This window comes from Luteimonas qiangzhengi, assembly GCF_039548515.1.
In the GTDB taxonomy this organism is placed as follows: Bacteria; Pseudomonadota; Gammaproteobacteria; order Xanthomonadales; family Xanthomonadaceae; genus Luteimonas.
This window is the reverse complement of sequence record NZ_JBCLVE010000002.1, coordinates 76,606-96,979: the sequence shown is the minus strand read 5'-3', so window position 1 is coordinate 96,979 and position 20,374 is coordinate 76,606. Positions and strand designations below refer to the sequence as shown.

Annotated in this window: 15 protein-coding genes and 1 pseudogene; 13 read left to right on the top strand and 3 right to left on the bottom strand. The window is 67.5% G+C overall.

Going from position 1 to position 20,374, the window contains the following annotated elements:
• Positions 1-69: 69 nt before the first annotated feature.
• The 4 genes from xseA to WCE59_RS00640 all read left to right on the top strand — a co-directional run bounded on the left by xseA (position 70) and on the right by WCE59_RS00640 (position 6,494).
• On the top strand, positions 70-1,407 hold the full coding sequence (gene xseA, locus WCE59_RS00655) for an exodeoxyribonuclease VII large subunit (RefSeq protein WP_343256779.1): 1,338 nt from the start codon (positions 70-72) through the stop codon (positions 1,405-1,407).
• A gap of 289 nt (positions 1,408-1,696) precedes the next feature.
• Positions 1,697-3,343 (top strand): acetolactate synthase large subunit, encoded by a 1,647-nt coding sequence (locus tag WCE59_RS00650; protein WP_343256778.1) that lies wholly within the window; start codon positions 1,697-1,699, stop codon positions 3,341-3,343.
• Positions 3,340-4,806: an aldehyde dehydrogenase family protein gene (locus tag WCE59_RS00645; protein WP_343256777.1), complete on the top strand. Its 1,467-nt coding sequence runs from the start codon at positions 3,340-3,342 to the stop codon at positions 4,804-4,806. Before WCE59_RS00650 ends, WCE59_RS00645 begins: the two co-directional genes overlap by 4 nt.
• A gap of 44 nt (positions 4,807-4,850) precedes the next feature.
• Positions 4,851-6,494: a vWA domain-containing protein gene (locus tag WCE59_RS00640; RefSeq protein ID WP_343256776.1), complete on the top strand. Its 1,644-nt coding sequence runs from the start codon at positions 4,851-4,853 to the stop codon at positions 6,492-6,494.
• A 16-nt stretch (positions 6,495-6,510) separates the two neighbouring features.
• On the opposite strand, the gene WCE59_RS00635 is transcribed toward WCE59_RS00640, so the two are convergent.
• Positions 6,511-8,538 carry a putative bifunctional diguanylate cyclase/phosphodiesterase gene (locus WCE59_RS00635; protein ID WP_343256775.1) on the bottom strand — a complete coding sequence of 676 codons (2,028 nt, stop codon included), beginning with the start codon at positions 8,536-8,538 and terminating at the stop codon, positions 6,511-6,513.
• 366 nt (positions 8,539-8,904) lie between these two features.
• On the opposite strand from WCE59_RS00635, the gene WCE59_RS00630 reads away from it, so the two are divergent.
• The 3 genes from WCE59_RS00630 (at position 8,905) to WCE59_RS00620 (ending at position 11,704) form a co-directional block, all read left to right on the top strand.
• Positions 8,905-9,267 carry a hypothetical protein gene (locus WCE59_RS00630; protein ID WP_343256774.1) on the top strand — a complete coding sequence of 121 codons (363 nt, stop codon included), beginning with the start codon at positions 8,905-8,907 and terminating at the stop codon, positions 9,265-9,267.
• Positions 9,264-9,851, top strand: coding sequence for an IMPACT family protein (locus tag WCE59_RS00625; RefSeq protein WP_343256773.1), 588 nt, complete (start codon positions 9,264-9,266; stop codon positions 9,849-9,851). Before WCE59_RS00630 ends, WCE59_RS00625 begins: the two co-directional genes overlap by 4 nt.
• A gap of 62 nt (positions 9,852-9,913) precedes the next feature.
• Positions 9,914-11,704 (top strand): ABC transporter transmembrane domain-containing protein, encoded by a 1,791-nt coding sequence (locus WCE59_RS00620; protein ID WP_343256772.1) that lies wholly within the window; start codon positions 9,914-9,916, stop codon positions 11,702-11,704.
• 278 nt (positions 11,705-11,982) lie between these two features.
• On the opposite strand, the gene WCE59_RS00615 is transcribed toward WCE59_RS00620, so the two are convergent.
• Complete coding sequence (locus WCE59_RS00615) at positions 11,983-13,500, bottom strand: fumarate hydratase (RefSeq protein WP_343257086.1); 1,518 nt, start codon at positions 13,498-13,500, stop codon at positions 11,983-11,985.
• A 174-nt stretch (positions 13,501-13,674) separates the two neighbouring features.
• Here WCE59_RS00615 and glk point away from each other — a divergent pair, with 174 nt between their 5' ends.
• From glk to WCE59_RS00600, 3 genes are read left to right on the top strand one after another with little or no spacing between them, the layout of a single operon-like run.
• Complete coding sequence (gene glk, locus WCE59_RS00610) at positions 13,675-14,682, top strand: glucokinase (RefSeq protein ID WP_343256771.1); 1,008 nt, start codon at positions 13,675-13,677, stop codon at positions 14,680-14,682.
• A 44-nt stretch (positions 14,683-14,726) separates the two neighbouring features.
• A complete protein-coding gene (gene pgl, locus WCE59_RS00605; RefSeq protein ID WP_449284080.1) occupies positions 14,727-15,419 on the top strand; it encodes a 6-phosphogluconolactonase in 693 nt (230 codons plus the stop codon).
• 47 nt (positions 15,420-15,466) lie between these two features.
• Positions 15,467-16,387, top strand: coding sequence for a cation diffusion facilitator family transporter (locus WCE59_RS00600; protein WP_343256769.1), 921 nt, complete (start codon positions 15,467-15,469; stop codon positions 16,385-16,387).
• Between the two features lie 21 nt (positions 16,388-16,408).
• On the opposite strand, the gene WCE59_RS00595 is transcribed toward WCE59_RS00600, so the two are convergent.
• Complete coding sequence (locus tag WCE59_RS00595; protein ID WP_343257085.1) at positions 16,409-16,708, bottom strand: YciI family protein; 300 nt, start codon at positions 16,706-16,708, stop codon at positions 16,409-16,411.
• Positions 16,709-17,116: 408 nt separating this feature from the next.
• Here WCE59_RS00595 and WCE59_RS00590 point away from each other — a divergent pair, with 408 nt between their 5' ends.
• The 3 genes and pseudogenes from WCE59_RS00590 to WCE59_RS00580 all read left to right on the top strand — a co-directional run bounded on the left by WCE59_RS00590 (position 17,117) and on the right by WCE59_RS00580 (position 20,342).
• Entirely contained in the window at positions 17,117-18,019 is a 903-nt protein-coding gene (locus WCE59_RS00590; protein WP_343257084.1) for a segregation and condensation protein A, read from the top strand.
• Between the two features lie 50 nt (positions 18,020-18,069).
• A pseudogene (gene scpB / locus WCE59_RS00585) lies at positions 18,070-18,622 on the top strand (SMC-Scp complex subunit ScpB); the annotation flags it as partial.
• Positions 18,623-18,815: 193 nt separating this feature from the next.
• Positions 18,816-20,342 carry a pseudouridine synthase gene (locus WCE59_RS00580; protein WP_343256768.1) on the top strand — a complete coding sequence of 509 codons (1,527 nt, stop codon included), beginning with the start codon at positions 18,816-18,818 and terminating at the stop codon, positions 20,340-20,342.
• The last annotated feature ends 32 nt before the right edge of the window (positions 20,343-20,374 follow it).

Here is a 20,374-nt window from a genome sequence, read left to right as displayed (position 1 = left end):
GAGCCGGCATTGTAGGGAAGGCCGCACCGTGACGGATCCCGGTACCGGCCGGCGCGATATCCTGTGCCGATGAATGACAACGTTACCGGCGAAATCCTCACCCCATCGCAGCTCAACACCCTGGCCCGCAGCCTGCTGGAAGACACCTTCCCGCTGGTGCTGGTGGAGGGCGAGCTGGGCAACGTGGCGCGGCCGGCCTCGGGACACCTGTATTTCACCCTCAAGGATGCGCGCGCCCAGGTGCGCTGCGCGATGTTCCGGCCCAAGAGCACGTGGCTGAAATTCCAGCCGCGCGAGGGATTGAAGGTGCTCGCGCGCGGCCGACTGACGCTGTACGAAGCACGGGGTGACTACCAGCTGGTGATCGACTCGCTGGAAGAAGCCGGTGAAGGCGCGCTGCGGCGGGCGTTCGAGGAGCTGAAGGCGAAGCTGCAGGCGGAAGGCCTGTTCGACGCGGCGCGTAAGCGTCCCCTGCCCGCGCTCGTGCAGCGGCTGGGCGTGATCACCTCGCCCAGCGGCGCGGCGGTGCGCGACGTGCTGAGCGTGATCGGCCGGCGCTTCCCGCTGCTGGAGGTGGATGTGCTGCCGGTGCCCGTGCAGGGCGAAGGCGCGGCGGCGCAGATCACCACCATGGTCCAGCGCGCGGGGGCCAGCGGTCGCTATGACGCGCTGCTGCTGACCCGCGGCGGCGGCTCGCTGGAAGATCTGTGGGCGTTCAACGACGAGGCACTGACCCGCGCGGTCGCTGCTTCACCGGTCCCGGTGGTGGCGGCCATCGGCCACGAAACCGATTTCAGCCTGGCGGAATTCGCCGCCGATCTTCGCGCGCCGACCCCTTCCGCCGCCGCCGAGCTGCTGGTGCCCGACCGCACCGACCTGCTGACCGGCCTGCGGGCCCAGCATCGCCGCCTGGTCACCCTGGGCACGCACCGTCTGCGTCAGTCGTCCCAACAGGCGGACCGTGCGGCGCTGCGTCTGCATGCGCTGCGTCCGCAGGCCCGGCTGGACGCGCTGCGCCAGCGCAAGCAACAGGCGTTGCGCCGGCTGCAGTCGGCCTTCGCCATCGGACAGGAGCGCCGCCAGGCTACATTGCGCCACGCGCAGGGCGTGCTGCGGGCCAACGCGCCGCAGCGCCAGCTGGCCGCGCTCGGCGACCGGCTGGCAGTGATCGAGCCGCGACTGCACGCCACCCTGCCCCGCCGCCTCAGCCATGAGGCGATGCGCCTGGCCGGCCTTGCCCGTGCGCTGGAGGCGGTGAGCCCGCTGGCCACGGTGGCCCGCGGTTACGCGATCGTGCAGCGCGATGATGGCCAGGTGGTGCGCAGCGTCGGCGACGTACAGCCCGGCGAACGTGTGAGCGCCCGGCTGCAGGACGGCGAGCTGCACCTGGAAGTGATTCCCCAGTAGGAGCGCGCCATGCGCGCGAAGCCGCGTGACGATTGGTTTGCGGGGGCGAGCCGGCGGGACAGCGCCTGTCAGGACTCGCTGTGAATACGTCCATGTACGCTTGTCGGCGACGTCCATGTCGCCGACAGTCCTGACAGGCGCTGCCCCGCCGACCCCTTGAGAATGTTGCGATCTGCCGGAAGCAGAATTCACGCGGCTTCGCGCGCATGGCGCGCTCCTACACAAGCCGTCGCCTGATGGTCACGGCAGGTGGCCTATGCTCGGGGTCCACCTGCCGGGAACCCGCTCCATGACCAAAGCCTCCGACCTGTTCGTCGCCGCGCTGGAAGCAGAAGGGATCGAATACGTGTTCGGCATACCGGGCGAGGAAAACCTCGATCTGATCGAATCCCTGCGCAAGTCGAAGATCCAACTGGTGCTGACCCGTCACGAGCAGGCTGCCGGCTTCATGGCCGCCACCGTCGGCCGTCTGACCGGCACCGCCGGGGCCTGTTTGGCCACCCTTGGGCCCGGCGCGGCCAACCTGGTCACCGCCGCAGCCTATGCGCAGCTTGGCGCCATGCCGATGCTGATGATCACCGGCCAGAAGCCGATCCGCAGCAGTCGCCAGGGCCACTTCCAGATCGTCGATGTGGTGGCGATGATGAGTCCGCTGACCAAGTTCACCCGTCAGCTTGTCTCGGCTGAAATCATCCCCGCCCGCGTGCGCGAGGCGGTCCGCCGGGCCGAGGAAGAGCGTCCCGGCGCGGCCCACCTCGAGCTGCCGCAGGACGTCGCCGGCGACCAGACCGACGCCATGCTGATTCCGCCCTCGCATTCACGCCGGCCGCTGGCCGAACACAAGGCCATCGAACGCGCCGCATCCGCCATCCGCGATGCGCGACGGCCACTGCTGATGGTCGGCGCCGGCGCCAACCGCAAGACCACCGCGCGCATGCTCGCCGCCTTCATCGACAAGCTCGGCATCCCGTTTTTCAGCACCCAGATGGGCAAGGGTGTGCTGGATGAAACCGGGCCGCTGTGGATGGGCACGGCGGCGCTGTCCGACGACGACTTTGTCCACCGCGCCATCGATGCGGCCGACTGCATCATCAACATCGGCCACGACGTGATCGAGAAGCCGCCGTTCTTCATGCGCGAGGGCAAGCGCACGGTGATCCACATCAACTATTCAAGCGCGGTGGTGGATCCGGTGTACTTCCCCCAGGTGGAAGTGGTGGGCGACATTGCCAATGCCGTGTGGCAGCTGGCCGAGGCGCTGGAGCCGCAGGAGCACTGGGACTTCGGCTGCTTTGACCGCGCCCGCAGCGCGCTCATGGAGCACCTGCAGGACCGCGCGGAAGATGCGCGCTTCCCCATGGTCAGCCAGCGGCTGGTAGCCGACATGGCCACGGTGCTGGGCGCCGACGACATCATTTCCCTGGACAACGGCCTGTACAAACTCTGGTTTGCGCGCAACCACCGCTGCCAGCGGCCAAACACCCTGCTGCTGGACAATGCGCTGGCCACCATGGGCGCCGGCCTGCCCGTCGCCATGGCTGCGCGCATGGTGCATTCGGATCGCAAGGTGGTGGCAGTGTGCGGGGACGGCGGATTCATGATGAATTCGCAGGAACTGGAAACCGCCGTGCGCCTGAAGCTGGACCTGGTGGTGATCGTGCTGCGCGACGATGCCTACGGCATGATCAAGTGGAAGCAGAGCCATGAGGACTACCCCGCCTTCGGCATGGATTACGGCAACCCGGATTTCGTGAAGTACGCCGAAAGTTACGGTGCCCGTGGTCATCGGGTCGAATCGACTGAGGCGTTCGCCCCGCTGCTGCGTGATGTGCTGGAGCGGCCGGGCGTGGACCTGATCGAGCTTCCAATTGACTATTCCGATGACGACCGGATCCTCAACGAAGACATTCCCCGTCTGAGCGCCGCAATCAAATGACCAGGAAAAAGACCACAGCCAAACGCGTGCGCGGCAGCCTTGCCGCCAGCTATCCGTACTACGTCGCCAACCAGCCGGTGGCGGCCAATACGGACCTGGAAGTACGCAACAAGTACACCGGACGCATCGCCACCCGCGTTGCCTTTGCCGATACGGCAGCGGTGCGCAAGGCAATCGCTGCGGCCAGTCGTGCCCGCCGGCCGATGCAGGAGTTCACCCCGGACGCGCGCCGCGATGTGCTGGAACACTGCGTGCAGCGTTTCCGTGAGCGTTACGACGAGCTGGCGCTGGCCCTTTGCATCGAGGCCGGCAAACCGATCAACGACGCCCGCGGCGAGGTGGACCGACTGATCGACACCTTCCGCATCGCTGCCGGTGAAGCCACCCGGATCGAAGGCGAAACCGTAGAGTTGCAGATCTCCGAGCGCAGCCGTGGCTACCGGGGCATGGTCAAGCGCGTTCCGATCGGCGTGTGCAGCTTCATCACTCCGTTCAATTTCCCGCTCAACCTGGTGGCGCACAAGGTGGCGCCCGCCATCGCAGCCGGCTGCCCGTTCGTGCTCAAGCCCGCGGCCAAGACCCCGGTGGGGGCGCTGATCATTGGCGAAATCCTGGCTGAAACCGATCTGCCCAAAGGGGCATTTTCAATCCTGCCCTGCAGTAACGACGACGCCTCGCTGCTGGTGCAAGACGAGCGCATCCAGCTGCTCAGCTTTACCGGCGGACTGATCGGCTGGGACCTGAAGGCGCAGGCCGGTCGCAAGAAGGTCACTCTGGAGCTGGGTGGCAATGCGGCCTGCATCGTCGATGCCGATCCGGGTGCCAGCCTGGATCATGTGGTCGACCGGCTGGCATTCGGCGGCTGGTACCAGTCCGGCCAGAGCTGCATCGGCGTGCAGCACATTCTGGTTCACCGTGATCTGTACGAACCGCTGCGCCGCAAGCTGAAGAAGAAAGTGGCCAGTCTGCCCATGGGTGATCCGCGCGAGGAAGGCACCTTTATCGGCCCGGTGATTGATGAGGACGCCGCCAAACGGATTGAATCATGGGTCGAAGACGCGATGGCAGACGGGGCGAAGCGCCTTGTCGGCGGGGCGCGCAAGGGCAACATGGTTTCGGCGACGCTGATGGAGCATGTGCCGCCCGACAGCGATCTGTACCGTCAGGAGGTATTCGGCCCGGTGGCCTGCCTGCAGCCTTTCGATGACTTCGGCGAGGCACTTGCCATCGTGAACGCTGGCGATTTCGGCCTGCAGACCGGCGTGTTCACGGCCAGCCTGGCCCATGCGATGCGTGCATGGGATGCGCTGGAAGTCGGCGGCGTGATCGTGGGCGATATCCCCAGTTTCCGGGTGGACAACATGCCCTATGGCGGGGTCAAACAGTCCGGGCTGGGCCGGGAAGGCGTGCGCTATGCGATCGAGGACATGACCGAACCGCGCCTGTTGGTGATCCGCGGCTGAGCCTCACGTACATTGGCAGCCTGGACCAACACACGGAGAGTGCCATGCAACGTCCGATTCTGACCGCCCTGCTGCTCGGCAGCCTTGTCCTGTCCGGCTGCAAGAGCACTTCAGACAGTCCACCTGTCGTGTTTGATACCCCGAGGCCGCCATCGCCTCCTGCACCGCCCTCGCCACCGGCACCGGCGCACTCCTTCGAATCCGCACGCCCGTTTGACTCCCTGGCACGTACCGCTGGCGAACGCTTTCCGCCTCCTCCCCACGTCAACACCGAGCGTTACGACGAGCGCAGCGACAACCCGGTGCAGCGGACCAGCGAACAGCCGGTTTCCACCTTCTCCGTCGATGTCGACACCGGCAGTTACAGCAACGTGCGCCGGATGCTGCGAAACGGCATCCGCCCGCCGGCCGATGCGGTGCGTGCCGAGGAGTTCATCAACTATTTCTCCTATGGGCACGCCGCCCCTGACTCCCGTGAAGTTCCGTTCCGCGTCACCACGGAGATGGCACCGGCGCCCTGGAACGACAACCGCCACCTGCTGATGATCGGCATCAAGGGCTATGACGTGCCGAAGCTGGAGCTGCCGCCGGCCAACCTGGTGTTCCTGATCGACACCTCGGGTTCCATGAGCAGTCACGACAAGCTGCCCCTGCTCAAGCAGGCTTTTGCCGAGCTGGTGAGCCAGCTGCGCCCACAGGACCGCGTATCAATCGTCGCCTATGCAGGCCACGCAGGCGTGGTCCTGCCTCCGACGCCCGGCGATCGCCACGAAGAGATCAACGCCGCGATTGAGCGGCTGCAGGCCCATGGCGCCACCGCCGGCGGCGACGGCCTGCGGGTGGCCTACAACATGGCGCGGCAGGCTTTCCTGGAAGACGGCGTGAACCGGGTAATCCTGGCCAGCGATGGCGACTTCAACGTCGGCAACATTGATGGCGGCACTCTGGAAACGCTGGTCGCCGACCGCCGCAAGGACGGCATCGCCCTGACCGTGCTCGGTTTTGGCCAGGGCAATTACAACGATGCACTGGCCCAGCGCCTGGCCCAGGCCGGCGACGGAAAGCTGGCCTATATCGACACCCTGCGCGAGGCGCGCAAGGTGCTGGTAGAAGAGATGTCGGCCACGCTGCTGACCATTGCCCACGACGTCAAGGTCCAGATCGAGTTCAACCCGGCGCAGGTGGCCGAGTACCGCCTGATCGGCTACGAAAACCGGCTGCTGCAGCGCGAGGACTTCGCCAATGACCGCGTTGACGCCGGTGATATCGGTGCCGGGCACGAGGTCACTGCGCTGTATGAAGTGGCGCTGGTGGGATCGGGTGGCGAGCGCTTGCCACCGCTGCGCTACGGCACGACTTCCACGGCCACGGAGGCTCGCGGTGAGGAGTTTGCCCATCTGCGCCTGCGCTACAAGCTTCCTGGCCATGACACCAGCAAGCTGATCGAGACTCCGGTGACCCGCGAGACAATGCGCACCCGTCCGAGCGAACAGCTGCGCTTTGCATCTGCGGTGGCGGCCTACGCCGATGCCCTGCGTGGCGGGACACAGATCGACGGCTGGGGCTGGGATGAGATCGAGGGCAGCGCGCGCGCATCGGTCGGTGACGATCCCTGGCAGCTGCGTGCCGAACTGGTGGAGCTGATTGGCGAAGCGCGCAGGCAAACGATCCGTGCAGGCCGTGACTGACGCCCGGCCTGCGCGCTCAGCCGTTCATGGTCTCAGCGTTCATGGCGTCAAATGGCTGCGGACTTCCGTACAGATAGCCCTGTCCGTACTCGCACCCCAGGCGCAGCAGCACATCCCGCTGCCGCTCCGTTTCCACGCCTTCGCCAACGGTCTCGATGCCGATCGTTCCCGCCAGCGCCAGGATCGCGCGCACCAGGGCGTGGCTTTCCGTGCGCACCTCGCCCTCCAGGCCGGCGACGAAACTCTGGTCGATCTTCAACGACTGGATCGGAAACCGATGCAGGTAGGACAGCGCCGAAAAGCCAGTACCGAAGTCGTCCAGCAGGGCAACCACCCCGCGCTCGCGCAGCATGTTGAGCATGCGCAGGGCCCGGGGGGCATCGTCGAGCAGGGCCACTTCGGTAATCTCGATCCGCAGCCGCGCCGGGTCCACTTTTTCCATCTCCAGCAGGGACAGCAGCCGACTGGCGAAGTCATCGGAGTGGAAATGCCGCGGCGACACGTTGATGGAGATATACCCATGACGGGGTACGCGCAGCTGTCTGGCCACGTCCTGGTACAGCAGCCAGTCCACCTGCTCGATCAGGCCGCTGTCCTCGCCCACGCCGATGAAATCCACCGGCGTCAGGATCCCGCGGATCTCATGGTTCCAGCGCAGCAGCGCTTCATGGCCCACCACCTCGCCGTCCGATAGGCGCACGATCGGCTGGAAATACGGTTCGAACGCCTTCTTGTTGATCGCCCGGCGCAGGTCGGCCTCCAGATCCAGCAGCCGCGTGGCCTCGGCGCGCATGGCCTCATCGAAGACGGCGCTGCGGGCCCGGCCCCGCGCCTTGGCGCGGTACATGGCCGCGTCGGCGTCACGGATCATCTCCTCGCCATAGCGGTAGCGCGGCTGCCACACCGAAATGCCGATGCTGGCCGAGGGGAAAAGCTCACGGCCTGCGATCCATACCGGCCGCGCCAACTCACGCAGCAGGCGCGCCGCCACCCCCTCGGCCGCCGGCGCCGTGGCCACGTTTTCCAGCAGCACCGCAAACTCGTCCCCGCCCAGCCGCGCCACCGTGTCGTTGGCGTTGAGCGCGCGCCGCACCCGCCGCCCGGTTTCGATCAGCATGTCGTCGCCGGCCGCATGGCCAACGCTGTCATTGACCAGCTTGAACCGGTCCAGGTCCATGAACAGTACGGTGAAAGGAATCGACCCCGGCTCGTGCATGCGGCTGATCGCGGCGTCCAGCTTTTCCAGCAGGTGGGTCCGGTTTGGCAGCCCGGTCAGGTCGTCATGCCGGGCCTGGTCAAGCAGGCGCTGCTCTGCGCGCATCCGCTCGCCGATCTGGGCACGCAGCTCGCGGTTGACCTCCTTCAGCTCGCGGGTACGGCTATCCACCCGGGACTCCAGATGAGCGTGCGCGGCACGCAGCGCGTCCTGCGCGCGCTTGCGCGACAGGGCAATGCCGATGTGCTGGGCCACGAAGGTCAGCAGCTCCTGGTCACGCTGCCCGAAGTGGATGTCCGGCGAATGGCTCTGCACGGCGATCACTCCCACCACTTCGCCGTCCAGCTCCAGCGGTACGCCCAGCCAGCTGTGGGCCAACGTGCCGTAGTTGCGCAGATCTCCACTGCCCTCAAGCCGGGCGATCGCCTCGCGGTCAGCCAGCAGCGCGCGCCCGCTGTTGATCACGTATTCGGTCAATCCCCTGGTCAGCGGCCGGGACGTGCGGACCGGATCGCGATCATCGACCGAGTAGGGAAACTCGATCCGCTGCCCGTCCGCCGACAACATGGCCACATAGAAATTCTTCGCGTAAAGCAGGCCATCCACCAATTCGTGCACATCGGCATGGAAACGCTCCATGCTGACCGCGGTCACCGACAGTTCGCTGATCCGGAACAGTGCCCGCTGCAGCCGCTCCGAATGCTGGCGCTCGATGATCTCAGCCTGCAGGACGGCATTGGCCTGCTGCAGCGCAAGGGTGCGTTCGGCCACCCGCCGCTCCAGCTCGCCGCCGGCAGCTTCCACCCTGGTCCAGGGCCCGCCCGTCATAAGTCCCACTCCGTCCAAGCCAGTACGGGATCCCCCTCGCCCTCCCCCATCTAACGGCAAACTGTGCCGGAACCGGCAACCCGTCGGCTTCCCGTTCACACCGCCAACGCTTAACCTGCCAATGGTGAAGGACTCACTTACCCCCGCCCCGGTCATCGACGCGCCCAGTGATGGGGCGTTGGTGCAGTCATGAACCACAATCAGGCCCCCCCGGATTCACGCCCACACAGGCACTGGCCTGCGGCGCTTGGGATCGCCGCTTTGCTGGCTTTCGCCGTGGGCGTTGCCTGGCAGCTGCGGCCGACTCCCGTGGGAAACATCCCAGCGACGGTCAAAAGGCCTGCTCCAGCCGCACCCGACTCCCCTTTGATTGCAAGCGAGAGCCGCGTTGCGGAACCCGCACAGGTTCGCGACTCGCCTCCGGCCCCACCCGCATCGCCGCCGCCCCCTTCCGCCCCGGTCACCGTCGAACTCGAAACGGACCAGGCCGCTGACGCCAACCATGGCCTCATCCCACTCGAGGGCGATGACCTGCACCTGGACGACCTGCATGGCGATCCCCCGGCGACGGTGGAGTCCCCCGAGTTCCAGCACCTGTGGCTCGAGCGGATCCGAGAGCAGCGGGATACCGGCGAGCTCGACGTAGCGCGCGAAAGCCTGCGCGAATACCGTCGCCGGTATCCTTTCCAGTCCCTGCCCGACGATCTTGACGGCTTGTTGGACGAATGACGCTCGACACCCTTGCCGCACCCGCCTCGCACGAGATCGAGGTCAAACACAGCCGCTTTTTTGCCCGCGCCGTCGCCGTCGGCAGTGCGGCTGAAGCCGCAGCGTGGCTGGAATCGGTGCGCGTTCCCGATGCCACCCACAACTGCTGGGCCTGGCGGATCGGCGACGACTACCGCTCCAGCGATGACGGCGAACCGGCGGGTACCGCCGGCCGTCCGATCCTGGCCGCCATCGACGGCCAGGGCTATGACCAGATCGTGGTGGTGGTGACCCGCTGGTACGGCGGCATCAAGCTCGGCGCCGGCGGCCTGGTGCGCGCCTATGGCGGGTCCGCCGCGGAGTGCCTGCGCCAGGCCGAACGCAGCCCGCTGGTCGACTACGCACAGGTGGCGCTGCACGCCCCGTTTGAAGACCTCGGCTCCGTCCACGCCGCGCTGGAGGCGTTCGAAGCAGAGAAGGTTGATGAGCAGTTCGACGCCGCCGGCGCCCGGTTCGCGCTGCGCCTGCCGGCCGCACGGGTCGATGCCCTGCGGATCCACCTGCGCGATGCCAGCCGCGACCGGATCCGGTTCGAAGACGCCTGAGCGCCGGGCCTTCTACAATGGGCGGCTTGCGCGCCCAGCCCTCCCGGACCCTGCCTCCGACAATGACCGAAGCCACCGATCCATCTCCCGCTGCCGCTGAAGCAGCCGCCCCCTCCGCCAAGGCGCGGATCGGTGTCCTGCGCACGCTGTTGCCCTTCCTCGGGCGCCAGCGCGGGCTGGTCGCCGCATGGCTGCTGGCCCTGGCCGCCTCGTCCACCGCGACCCTGAGCCTGCCGGTCGCGGTCCGGGTGATGATCGACCGCGGCTTCAGCGATGCCAGCAACATCAATGCCGCCTTCGCGGTGCTGTTCGTGGTGGCCCTGGCGCTGGCGCTGGCGACCGCCGCGCGGTTCTTCTTCGTCTCCCTGCTGGGTGAGCGGGTGATCGCCGATCTGCGCACCCGGCTGTACTCGCACCTGGTCGGGCTGGACCAGGCGTTCTTCGAACGCAGCCGCAGCGGCGAGCTGGTCTCGCGCCTGTCGGCGGATACCGAGCTGCTGCGCGGCGTGATCGGTTCGGGCATGTCGGTCGCCCTGCGCAGCGTGGTGATGGTGGTGGGCAGCCTGGGCATGATGGTGATCACCAGCCCGCGCCTGGCCGCCTGGACCCTGATCGGCATCCCGGTATTCGTGCTGCCGATCGTGCTCGGCGGACGCCGGCTGCAGAAAATCTCCCGTGCCAGCCAGGACCGGGTAGCCGATGCCAACACACTGGCCGCTGAAACGCTGGGCGCAATCCACACCGTGCAGGCCCACGCCCGCGAAGCCTGGGAACGCAGCCGTTTCTCGGAGGCCGTGGCCCTGTCGGTCGCGACCGCGCGTCGGCGCATCAGCACCCAGGCGGTGGTCACGGCCGTGGCCATCACCGCGATCTTCGGCGCCATCACCATCGTGCTGTGGTCGGGCGCGCAGGACGTTGTGGCCGGCCGCCTCACCCCGGGCACGCTGGGTCAGTTTGTTCTGTATGCGCTGCTGGGCGGCGGCTCGGTAGGCGCGCTGGCGGAAGTCTGGAACGAGCTGCAGCGGGCATCCGGCGGCATGGGCCGGATCAACGAACTGCTGGTGGAATCCCCCCAGCTGACGGCGCCGGCCCAGCCGCGCAACCTGCCGCAGCCGGTACAGGGCGATATCGTTCTCGACGGGCTCGGCTTCCACTACCCCTCGCGCCCGGACACGCCCGCGCTGCAGGACTTTTCCCTCCACGTGCGCCCCGGCGAAACCGTTGCCCTGGTCGGGCCTTCCGGTGCCGGCAAGAGCACCGTGCTGGGCCTGCTGCTGCGCTTCCACGATCCGCAGCGCGGCGCAGTCCGCGTTGACGGCGTGGACCTGCGTGAACTGGACCCGGTTGAACTGCGCGAACAGATTGCGCTGGTACCGCAGCACCCGACCATCTTCGCCGCCAGTGCGCGCGACAACATCCGCTACGGCCGCCTGGAGGCCAGCGACACCGAGGTCGAGGCCGCGGCGCGCATGGCCGAGGCGGATGAGTTCATCACCGCCCTGCCGGATGGTTACGACGAGCAGCTGGGCGAGCGCGGCACGCGCCTGTCCGGCGGCCAGCAGCAGCGCGTGGCGATTGCCCGGGCGCTGCTGCGCGATGCGCCGATCCTGCTGCTGGACGAGGCCACCTCGGCCCTGGACGCGCAAAGCGAGCGCGCGGTGCAGCAGGCGCTGGAACACCTGATGCGCGGGCGGACGACCCTGGTCATCGCCCACCGCCTGGCCACCGTGCTCAAGGCCGACCGGATCGTGGTGATGGACCAGGGCCGCATCGTCGCCGAAGGCACCCACGACGAACTGCTGGCCCAGGGCGGCCTGTACGCCGAACTCGCCCGTCTCCAGTTCCTGCACTGACCGTCGCCCGCCCCACCCGCCGTTCGCCCCGGTGTAGGAGCGCGCCATGCGCGCGAAGCCGCGTGACGTCTGTTGCGGTCCCGCTGCATCGTTCGGGGATCCGATCCGGAACTCGCGCGGACAGTCCCGCCTGGGAACGCCCCGTCGGCCTTTCATGCAGCGCAGCGGCAGGAAGCGTGCGGGGCTGCAAAGGTCACGCGGCTTCGCGCGCATGGCGCGCTCCTACTTTGGCACCAACCCATTTCGGCCCGTCCAAACGGGCCGAAATGGGCCAAGGATCAAGCGGGGTCGATCACGGCCAGCGGGATCTTGCCGATCCGTGCCTGCCACTCGCGCGGGCCGGTTTCGTGGACCGATTCACCGGTGGAATCCACTGCCACGGTGACCGGCATGTCCTCTACGGTGAACTCGTGGATCGCCTCCATGCCAAGGTCTTCAAACCCGACCACCTTCGCCGCGCGGATCGCCTTGGACACCAGATAGGCCGAGCCGCCCACCGCCATCAGGTAGGCCGCACGATGGTCGCGGATCGCCTCGATTGCTTCCGGGCCGCGCTCGGCCTTGCCGATCATGCCCAGCAGCCCAGTTTCCAGCATCCGGCGGGTGAACTTGTCCATCCGCGTCGCGGTGGTCGGACCGGCCGGGCCAACAGCCTCTTCGCGCACCGGATCCACCGGACCCACGTAGTAGATGAAGCGGTTGCGGAAATCGACCGGCAGCTCTTCGCCGCGATTCAGCATGTCGACCATGCGCTTGTGCGCGGCGTCGCGGCCGGTCAGCAGCTTGCCGCTGAGCAGCAGGGTTTCACCCGGCTTCCATGAAGCCACTTCCTCCGGGGTGATCGTGTCCAGGTCCACCCGGCGACCGTTGGAAGCGTCGCGGGTGATCTGCGGCCAATCCTCCAGCGACGGCGGATCCAGCGCCACCGGCCCGCTGCCGTCCAGGGTGAAATGCGCATGGCGGGTGGCCGCGCAGTTGGGGATCATCGCCACCGGCAGGTTGGCCGCGTGGGTCGGGTAATCCTTGACCTTGATGTCCAGCACCGTGGTCAGGCCGCCCAGACCCTGGGCGCCGATGCCCAGCGCGTTGACCCCGTCGAAGATCTCCACGCGCATTTCCTCCAGCCGGTTGGCCGGACCGCGCGCTTTGAGGTCGACGATGTCGATCGGCTCCATCAGCGATTCCTTCGCCAGCAGCATCGCCTTCTCGGCAGTGCCGCCAATGCCAATGCCCAACATGCCCGGCGGGCACCAGCCGGCGCCCATGGTGGGCACCATCTTCAACACCCAGTCGACCACGGAGTCGGACGGATTGAGCATGGCGAACTTGGCCTTGGCCTCCGAACCGCCGCCCTTGGCCGCCACGATCACGTCCACCTTGTTGCCGGGCACCGTCTTCATGTTGACGATCGCCGGGGTGTTGTCGCCGGTGTTGCGGCGGGTCCCGGCCGGATCGGCCAGCACCGAGGCGCGCAGTTTGTTGTCCGGATGGGCATAGGCGCGGCGCACACCCTCGTTGACCATGTCTTCCACGCCCATGGTGGCGTCATCCCAGCGCACGTCCATGCCGATCTCGAGAAACACGGTCACGATGCCGGTGTCCTGGCAGATCGGCCGGTGGCCCTCCGCGCACATGCGCGAATTGATCAGGATCTGCGCCATTGCGTCCTTGGCTGCCGGGGATTCCTCGCGCTCATAGGCCGCAGCTAGGTTCCGGATGTAGTCCACCGGGTGGTAGTAACTGATGTATTGCAGCGCGTCGGCGACGGACTGGATGAAATCTTCTTGCCGGATCACGGCGGGGGCGGTCTTGCTCACGGACTGTCCAGGGCTGGCGGAAACAGCCTTGTATTTTAGCCCGCCCGCCGGGACCGGTTTGGTATCGTCATCCTCCGCGCCCGCCCTGCCCCTGCCCGAAGGAGTAGTGATGCACGACACCCGACAGCATCAGCCGATGGTGGGAGCAGGCCGGTGAGCCGCACGTATACCCTGCTCGCCGATATCGGCGGCACCTACGCGCGCTTCGCCCTGGCCGACCCAGGCGCCCCCATGCCGCTGGTCGCCGACAGCATCCGCGCCTATCCGGTCGCGACTTCCAGCTCAGCGGAGGACGCTGCCCGGCAGTACCTGCAGGAAACTGGCGCACGGGTGAATCGCGCCGTGTTCGCCATCGCCGCACGCATCTCCGGCGACCAGGCCCACATGCTCAACCACCCCTGGGTGGTCTCACGCAGCGGGTTGTGCGAACAGCTTGGCCTGGTGGATGCCGCGCTGGTCAACGACTTCACAGCCCAGGCCATGGCCGTGCCACTGCTCGGCCCGGACGACTATGCGGTAATCGGTTCGGCGCCGTGGCAGCCGCTGCGAAGGCATGCAGACGACGTGCTGACCGATCAGGTGCTGGCCGTGGTGGGCCCCGGCACCGGCCTCGGCGTGGGTGGCCTGGTGGTGCGCGATGGCCGGGCTCATCCGCTGGACAGCGAAGGCGGTCACGTGAGCTTCGCACCTGATTCCGCGCTGGAGCTGTCAATCCTCGAACATCTCTCCACGCGCTTCGATCGCGTGTCCAACGAGCGCCTTGTCTGCGGCCTGGGGCTGGTCAACATCCACCGAGCCCTGGCCGAGATGGCGGGAGACGATCCCGGCTCGCCGGAGCCCGCGGACATCACCGCCGCGGCCATCGCCGGCGACCCACGCAGTGCGCAGGCATTGGAGGTGTTCTGCGACGTGTTCGGCGCAATCGCCGGCGACCTGGTGCTGACCCTCGGCGCCTGGCAGGGCGTGTTCCTCACCGGCGGCATGGTGCCGAAACTGCTTGGACAACTGCGCGGCTCCGGCTTTCGCCAGCGTTTCGAACACAAGGGCCGGTTTTCGGCCACCATGGCCCGGGTGCCATCCGTGGCAGTGCTGCATCGCCATCCCGGCCTGTTGGGCGCGGCGGCGATTGCATCCCAACAACCAGGGGGAGATCCAGGATGAGCCAGCAGCAGGCCGTTGCCGACGACACCCGCAGCGACGTGTCCATGCATCTGCACACCTACGACTCGCCCACCCAATGGGCCTGGGGCGCTGCGGTTGCCCTGTCTGCGCGATTACAGCAGACGCTCGATGACAAGCCGCGCGCCCGCCTGCTGCTGTCGGGCGGCAGCACTCCGGGACCGGTGTATTCCGCGCTGGCCAAGGCACCACTGGAGTGGAGCCGGGTGGATGTGGGCCTGGTGGACGAGCGCTGGCTGCAGCCCGATGACCAGGACAGCAACGCGCGCCTGGTGCGCGAATCACTGCTGCGCCACAAGGCGGCGGCAGCACGGCTTGAAACCCTGACCCAGGCCGGACGCGGGATCGAGGAAGCGGTGGCCGTGGCCAACATGCGCGCCCGCACTCCGGCCGACGTGGTGGTGCTGGGCATGGGTGAAGACGGCCATACGGCGTCACTGTTTCCGCGGATGATCGGCCTGGCACAGGCGCTGTCCACCGCGGCGTCCTATGTGGCGGTGGATGCCAGCGGCTGCGCAGGGGCCGGACGCTGGCTGCGGCGCATCAGCCTGACACCGGCAGGCCTCGGCCCGGCCCAGTCGCGGATGCTGTTGATCCGTGGCGCCGGCAAGCGCGCACTGCTGGAAAAAATCGTCGCCGGCGGCGATCCGCTGGAATACCCGGTCCGCATCGCCCTGCTGACTCCAGGTGCGCCGCTGCACGTGCACTGGTGCCTCTGAACCATCTTCCACCCCAGCCGGATCATGGCCGCAAGTATCATGGAGCCATGAAACAGACCGAAAAATCGACAACAGCCACACCGGATCTGAGGAAGTACGCTTGGCTTGCGATCGCCACTGCCGTAGTCACTGTCCTGCTGAAAGCCAGCGCTTGGGCGATCACCGGTTCGGTGGGCCTGCTGTCGGACGCGGCCGAGTCCATGGTCAACCTGGTGGCCGCGATCGCCGCCCTCGTTGCCCTGACCATCGCCGCCCGGCCTGCGGACGACAACCACCACTTCGGCCACACCAAAGCAGAGTATTTTTCCGCGGCCCTGGAGGGGGTCATGGTGTTCGTGGCCGCCGCCTCGATCATCTATCTGGGCATCGATCGGCTGTTGAACCCGCGACCGTTGGAGTCACTCGGCATCGGCATGGTGATCTCGCTGCTGGCGGCTGTGCTCAACGGCGTGGTCGGCCGGCTCCTGATCAAGGTCGGCACGGAGCACCGTTCGGTCACCCTGCGCGCCGACGGCAAGCACCTGATGACCGACGTCTACACTTCGGTCGGGGTGGTGGTAGGCCTGCTGCTGGTCTGGCTGACCGGCTGGGGCTGGCTGGACCCGGTCGTTGCCATCCTGGTGGGGCTGAACATCCTTTTCACCGGGTACAAGCTGATCTCCGAATCCGCAGCCGGGTTGATGGACGCGTCCCTGTCGACAGAAGACAACGCACGGATCCACGCCATCCTGGAAGCGCACACGGAGAAAGGCCGGATCGAATTCCACGCCGTGCGCACCCGCGAATCGGCGGCGCGCCAGTTCATGGAAATGCACATGCTGGTTCCCGGCGAGTGGACCGTGCTGCGCGGCCATGACGCCATGGAAGACCTGGTCGAGAAGATCGTGGCCGAGTTCCCGGCCATGCGCGTGACCGGTCACCTGGAGCCGATTTCAGACCCGCGCAGCTACGAGGACATCAACCTGTAACCCCACGCGGGTGGCCCGTGCTCAGGGCAGCACCGGCCTGAACGGTCGCACCTCGACCCGCCCGTAGACCCCGGCGTCCACATAGGGATCGGCGTCTGCCCATTCGCGCGCCGCCTGCAAGGACTCGAACTGGGCGACGACCGCACTGCCGCTGAAACCGGCCGGACCGGGATCTTCGGCGTCGATCGCCGGGCATGGTCCGGCCAACAACAGCCGGCCGGCGTCACGCAGCGCCACCAGCCGCTCCATATGCGCAGCGCGTGCACCTGCACGCCGATCCAGTCCCTGCGGACCGTCATATCCTTCGATCAGATACCACATGGCATTCCCCTGCCCGGCTCCAGTGCCGGGCACGGATGAATTGTAGCCACCGCCAATGCTGGACAGCCGCCCGGGCAGCCCGTACTCTGGGCACGTGTTTGAGGTCGGACAGCAGCGGCCGTCGCCCCCGCAACGTCAGATCGCTGCCTCCAACCGGCCCCGCCCTACGCCTCCGCCAGTTCCGCTGTCGCCGCTCGTGCTGCGATCGGCGGCTCGCGCCGCGCTCCGGGCACATCTCCGCAGGTCACCAGGCTCCCGGCCCCTCCGGTCCTGTGCGCCCGGAGCTGGATTCAAGAACATTCCGCGCGCAATCACGCCGCAACCCGCAGATCACTGCCGGCCCGGAGGGGGCCGCAACGCATGACACAACCCGGACCCGACGGCTCCATCCCGGACGCCTCCATCCCGATGGATGCACACCCGAGCGGCCATCCGCAACAGCAGGAAATGCCGCTGGCGGTGGTGCACGGGCAGCCGGTGCTGCAGGTCCCTCAGGACCTGTACATCCCGCCGGACGCGCTGGAAGTGATCCTGGAAGCGTTCGAGGGCCCGCTGGACCTGCTGCTGTACCTGATCCGCCGGCAGAACCTGGACATCCTCGACATCCCGGTAGCCGAGATCACCCGCCAGTACGTCAACTACATCGATGTGATGCAGGAGCTGCGGTTCGAACTGGCCGCCGAATACCTGGTGATGGCCGCGATCCTGGCCGAGATCAAATCGCGGATGCTGCTGCCGCGGCCCGCGCTTGATGAAAATGAGGAAGACGACCCCCGCGCCGACCTCGTCCGCCGATTGCAGGAGTACGAACGTTTCAAGCAGGCTGCCGAGGATCTGGACACCCTGCCGCGCATGGAGCGCGACACTGCCCCGGCATCGGCGCACGTGCCGGAGCGTGCCGAAGTCCGGCTGCCACCGCCGGTCGAGTTGCGCGAGATGCTGCTGGCGCTGCACGATGTGCTCAAGCGCGCCGAGCTCTTTACCGGCCATGCGATCCGGCGCGACGCGCTCAGCGTTCGCCAGCGCATGGGGGAAGTGCTGACCCGCCTGGACGACGGCAGCTTCCACCGGTTTGAAAGCCTGTTCGAGCCGCGCGAAGGCAAGCTCGGCGTGGTGGTGACGCTTCTGGCACTGCTGGAACTGGCCAAGGAACGACTGCTGGATATCGTCCAGGAAGATTGGGAAGAGGCAGCCAGCGACCAGCCGCCACCGCCGATCTACGTCAAATCGCTGGCCACGCGCGACGGCGACACCGCACTGGAACTGTCCAGCGAGTTCGATGATGACCCCAGCGCCGCCAACGACCTCTGACGCCGCGTGTTTCGCGCCGTCCTTTTCCACTTAGCTGACACCCTGCCGCCATGGACCAGTCACTGATCAACCGCATCGTCGAGGCCGCCCTGCTCGCCGCCAGCCAGCCGCTGACGGTGGTCCAGCTGCGCGGCCTGTTCCCACTCGATGAGCCGGCGCCCGATGACAGCATCGAAAAGGCCCTGGAATTCCTGCAGGCCAGCTGCGCCGAACGCGGCGTGGAGCTGGTTGAAGTGGCCACCGGCTGGCGCTTCCAGGTGAAGACCGAAGTACACGCCTGGGTCGCCAGGCTGTGGACCGAACGCCAGACCCGGTATACCCGCGCGACCCTGGAAACCCTGGCCCTGATCGCCTATCGCCAGCCGATCACCCGCGGCGAGATCGAGCAGGTGCGCGGGGTGGCGGTGAACAGCAACATCATCCGCGCCCTGGAAGAGCGCGAATGGATCCGCGTGGTCGGCCATCGTGATGTGCCCGGTCGCCCGGAGCTGCTCGGCACCACCAGGACTTTCCTGGACTACTTCGGCTTGAAACGCCTGGATGAACTGCCGCCGCTGTCCGAACTCAAGGACTTCGGCGAGCTGGAGCCACAGCTGCGCTTCAAGGGTGATGACACCCCGGACAACGACACACCGGGCGACGAAGCCTTGCCGGTCGGCGACATGCCGCTCGATGCCGGCAGCGAGCCCACCAACTCTGACGGATCCGGCGCAGAGGCCGGATCCAGCACTCCCCAACAACCACACCAAGACAACAGCGCCCTCGCCGAAGAAGGCGACAGCGACCGGAGCAAGCAATGAACGACCGCAACACCCAGCCCGCAAAGGGCACCCGCAAACTTTCACTCAAGCGCGATGGCGAAGATTCCGCCACGCCGCGGCTGGAGGAACGTCTGCACAAGGTCCTGGCCCAGGCCGGGCTCGGCTCGCGCCGCGCGCTTGAACAGCGCATTGCCGATGGCCTGGTACAGGTCAACGGCGAGACCGCCCAGGTCGGCATGAGCGTGGGCGGCGGAGACCGCATCGCACTGGACGGCAAGACCTTCGTCGCCAGCGCGCTTACCGAACCGGCCCGCGTGCTGATCTACAACAAGCCGGAGGGTGAAGTCACCACCCGCGAGGACCCCGAAGGCCGCCCGACCATCTTCGATTCGCTGCCCGCCCTGAAGGGCGCGCGTTGGATCGCGATCGGCCGGCTGGACATCAACACCACCGGCCTGCTGCTGCTGACCACCGACGGTGAGCTGGCCAATTCGATGATGCACCCCTCGTTCGAGATCGAACGGGAATACGTGTGCCGGGTCCGCGCCCCCGAAGGCGAGGAAGCCGTCTCGGAAAAAATCATCGAGCGGCTGGCCCGCGGCGTCGCCCTCGAGGACGGCCCGGCGAAGTTCGATCGGGTCGAGCGGATCGGCGGCACCAACATGCCTGATGAAAGCCGGCACGACTGGTTCAAGGTGGTGGTCACCGAAGGACGCAACCGCGAAGTCCGTCGCCTGTGGGAATCGCAGGGCTGCCAGGTGAGCCGCCTCAAGCGCGTGCGCTACGGCGGTGTGTCACTGCCCCAGCCGCTGCTGCGCGGCCAGTCGCAGGAACTGCCCACCGCGCAGGTGGAAGACCTGCGGCGCCAGCTGAAGCTCGAAGAAGGCCCGCCTCCCGCACTGACGCTGCTGCCGGTGATCGGTCAGCGCAAGGCGGCCAAGTCCACCGTGCACGTGGGTGGCCAGCATCGCTCGGCCGGCTACGTCGGTGGCCACACCACGGCCGATGAAGGCCGCGAGCTGCGCCGGTTCGACAACATGCGCGAGGACCGCGGCCGTCGCGGCGGACGCAAACCGCACGGCGGCCTGACCGTCAGTGGCGAAGCGGCTGCCAACCAGTCGCAGAAACCCTTCAAGCAGCGCCGTGACAAGAGCGCGCGCGCACTGCCCGAGGGCAATCCGGCTGCTTTCCGCAGCTGGTACGTACCCGACGGCGTGGATACCGGCCCCAGCGGTCATCGCAACGCCGACGGCCGTGGCCCGAAGAAGCCGTACGGCGGCAAGCCGGGACAGCCCGGTCGCCCGCAGGGCAAGGGTCCCGGCAGGGGCCCCGGGCAAGGTGCGGGCAAGGGCCCTGGACAGGGGCAGAAGCGCGCCGCACGGCCTTACGGCCACCCGGACAGCGCTCCCAGCTTCCCGTCCGACCACGCCACCCCGGGCGCACGCCCGTCCGGTCCACGCGGCCCGCGCGGACCGCGTCCGCCGGCTGGCGCTGGCAACCGGCGCCCGCCCCCTCGCGGTCCGCGCGGCGGCGGCGGTGGTGGCCGCAGCGGCAACCGCTGAGCCTTACTGGTAGGAGCGCGCCATGCGCGCTC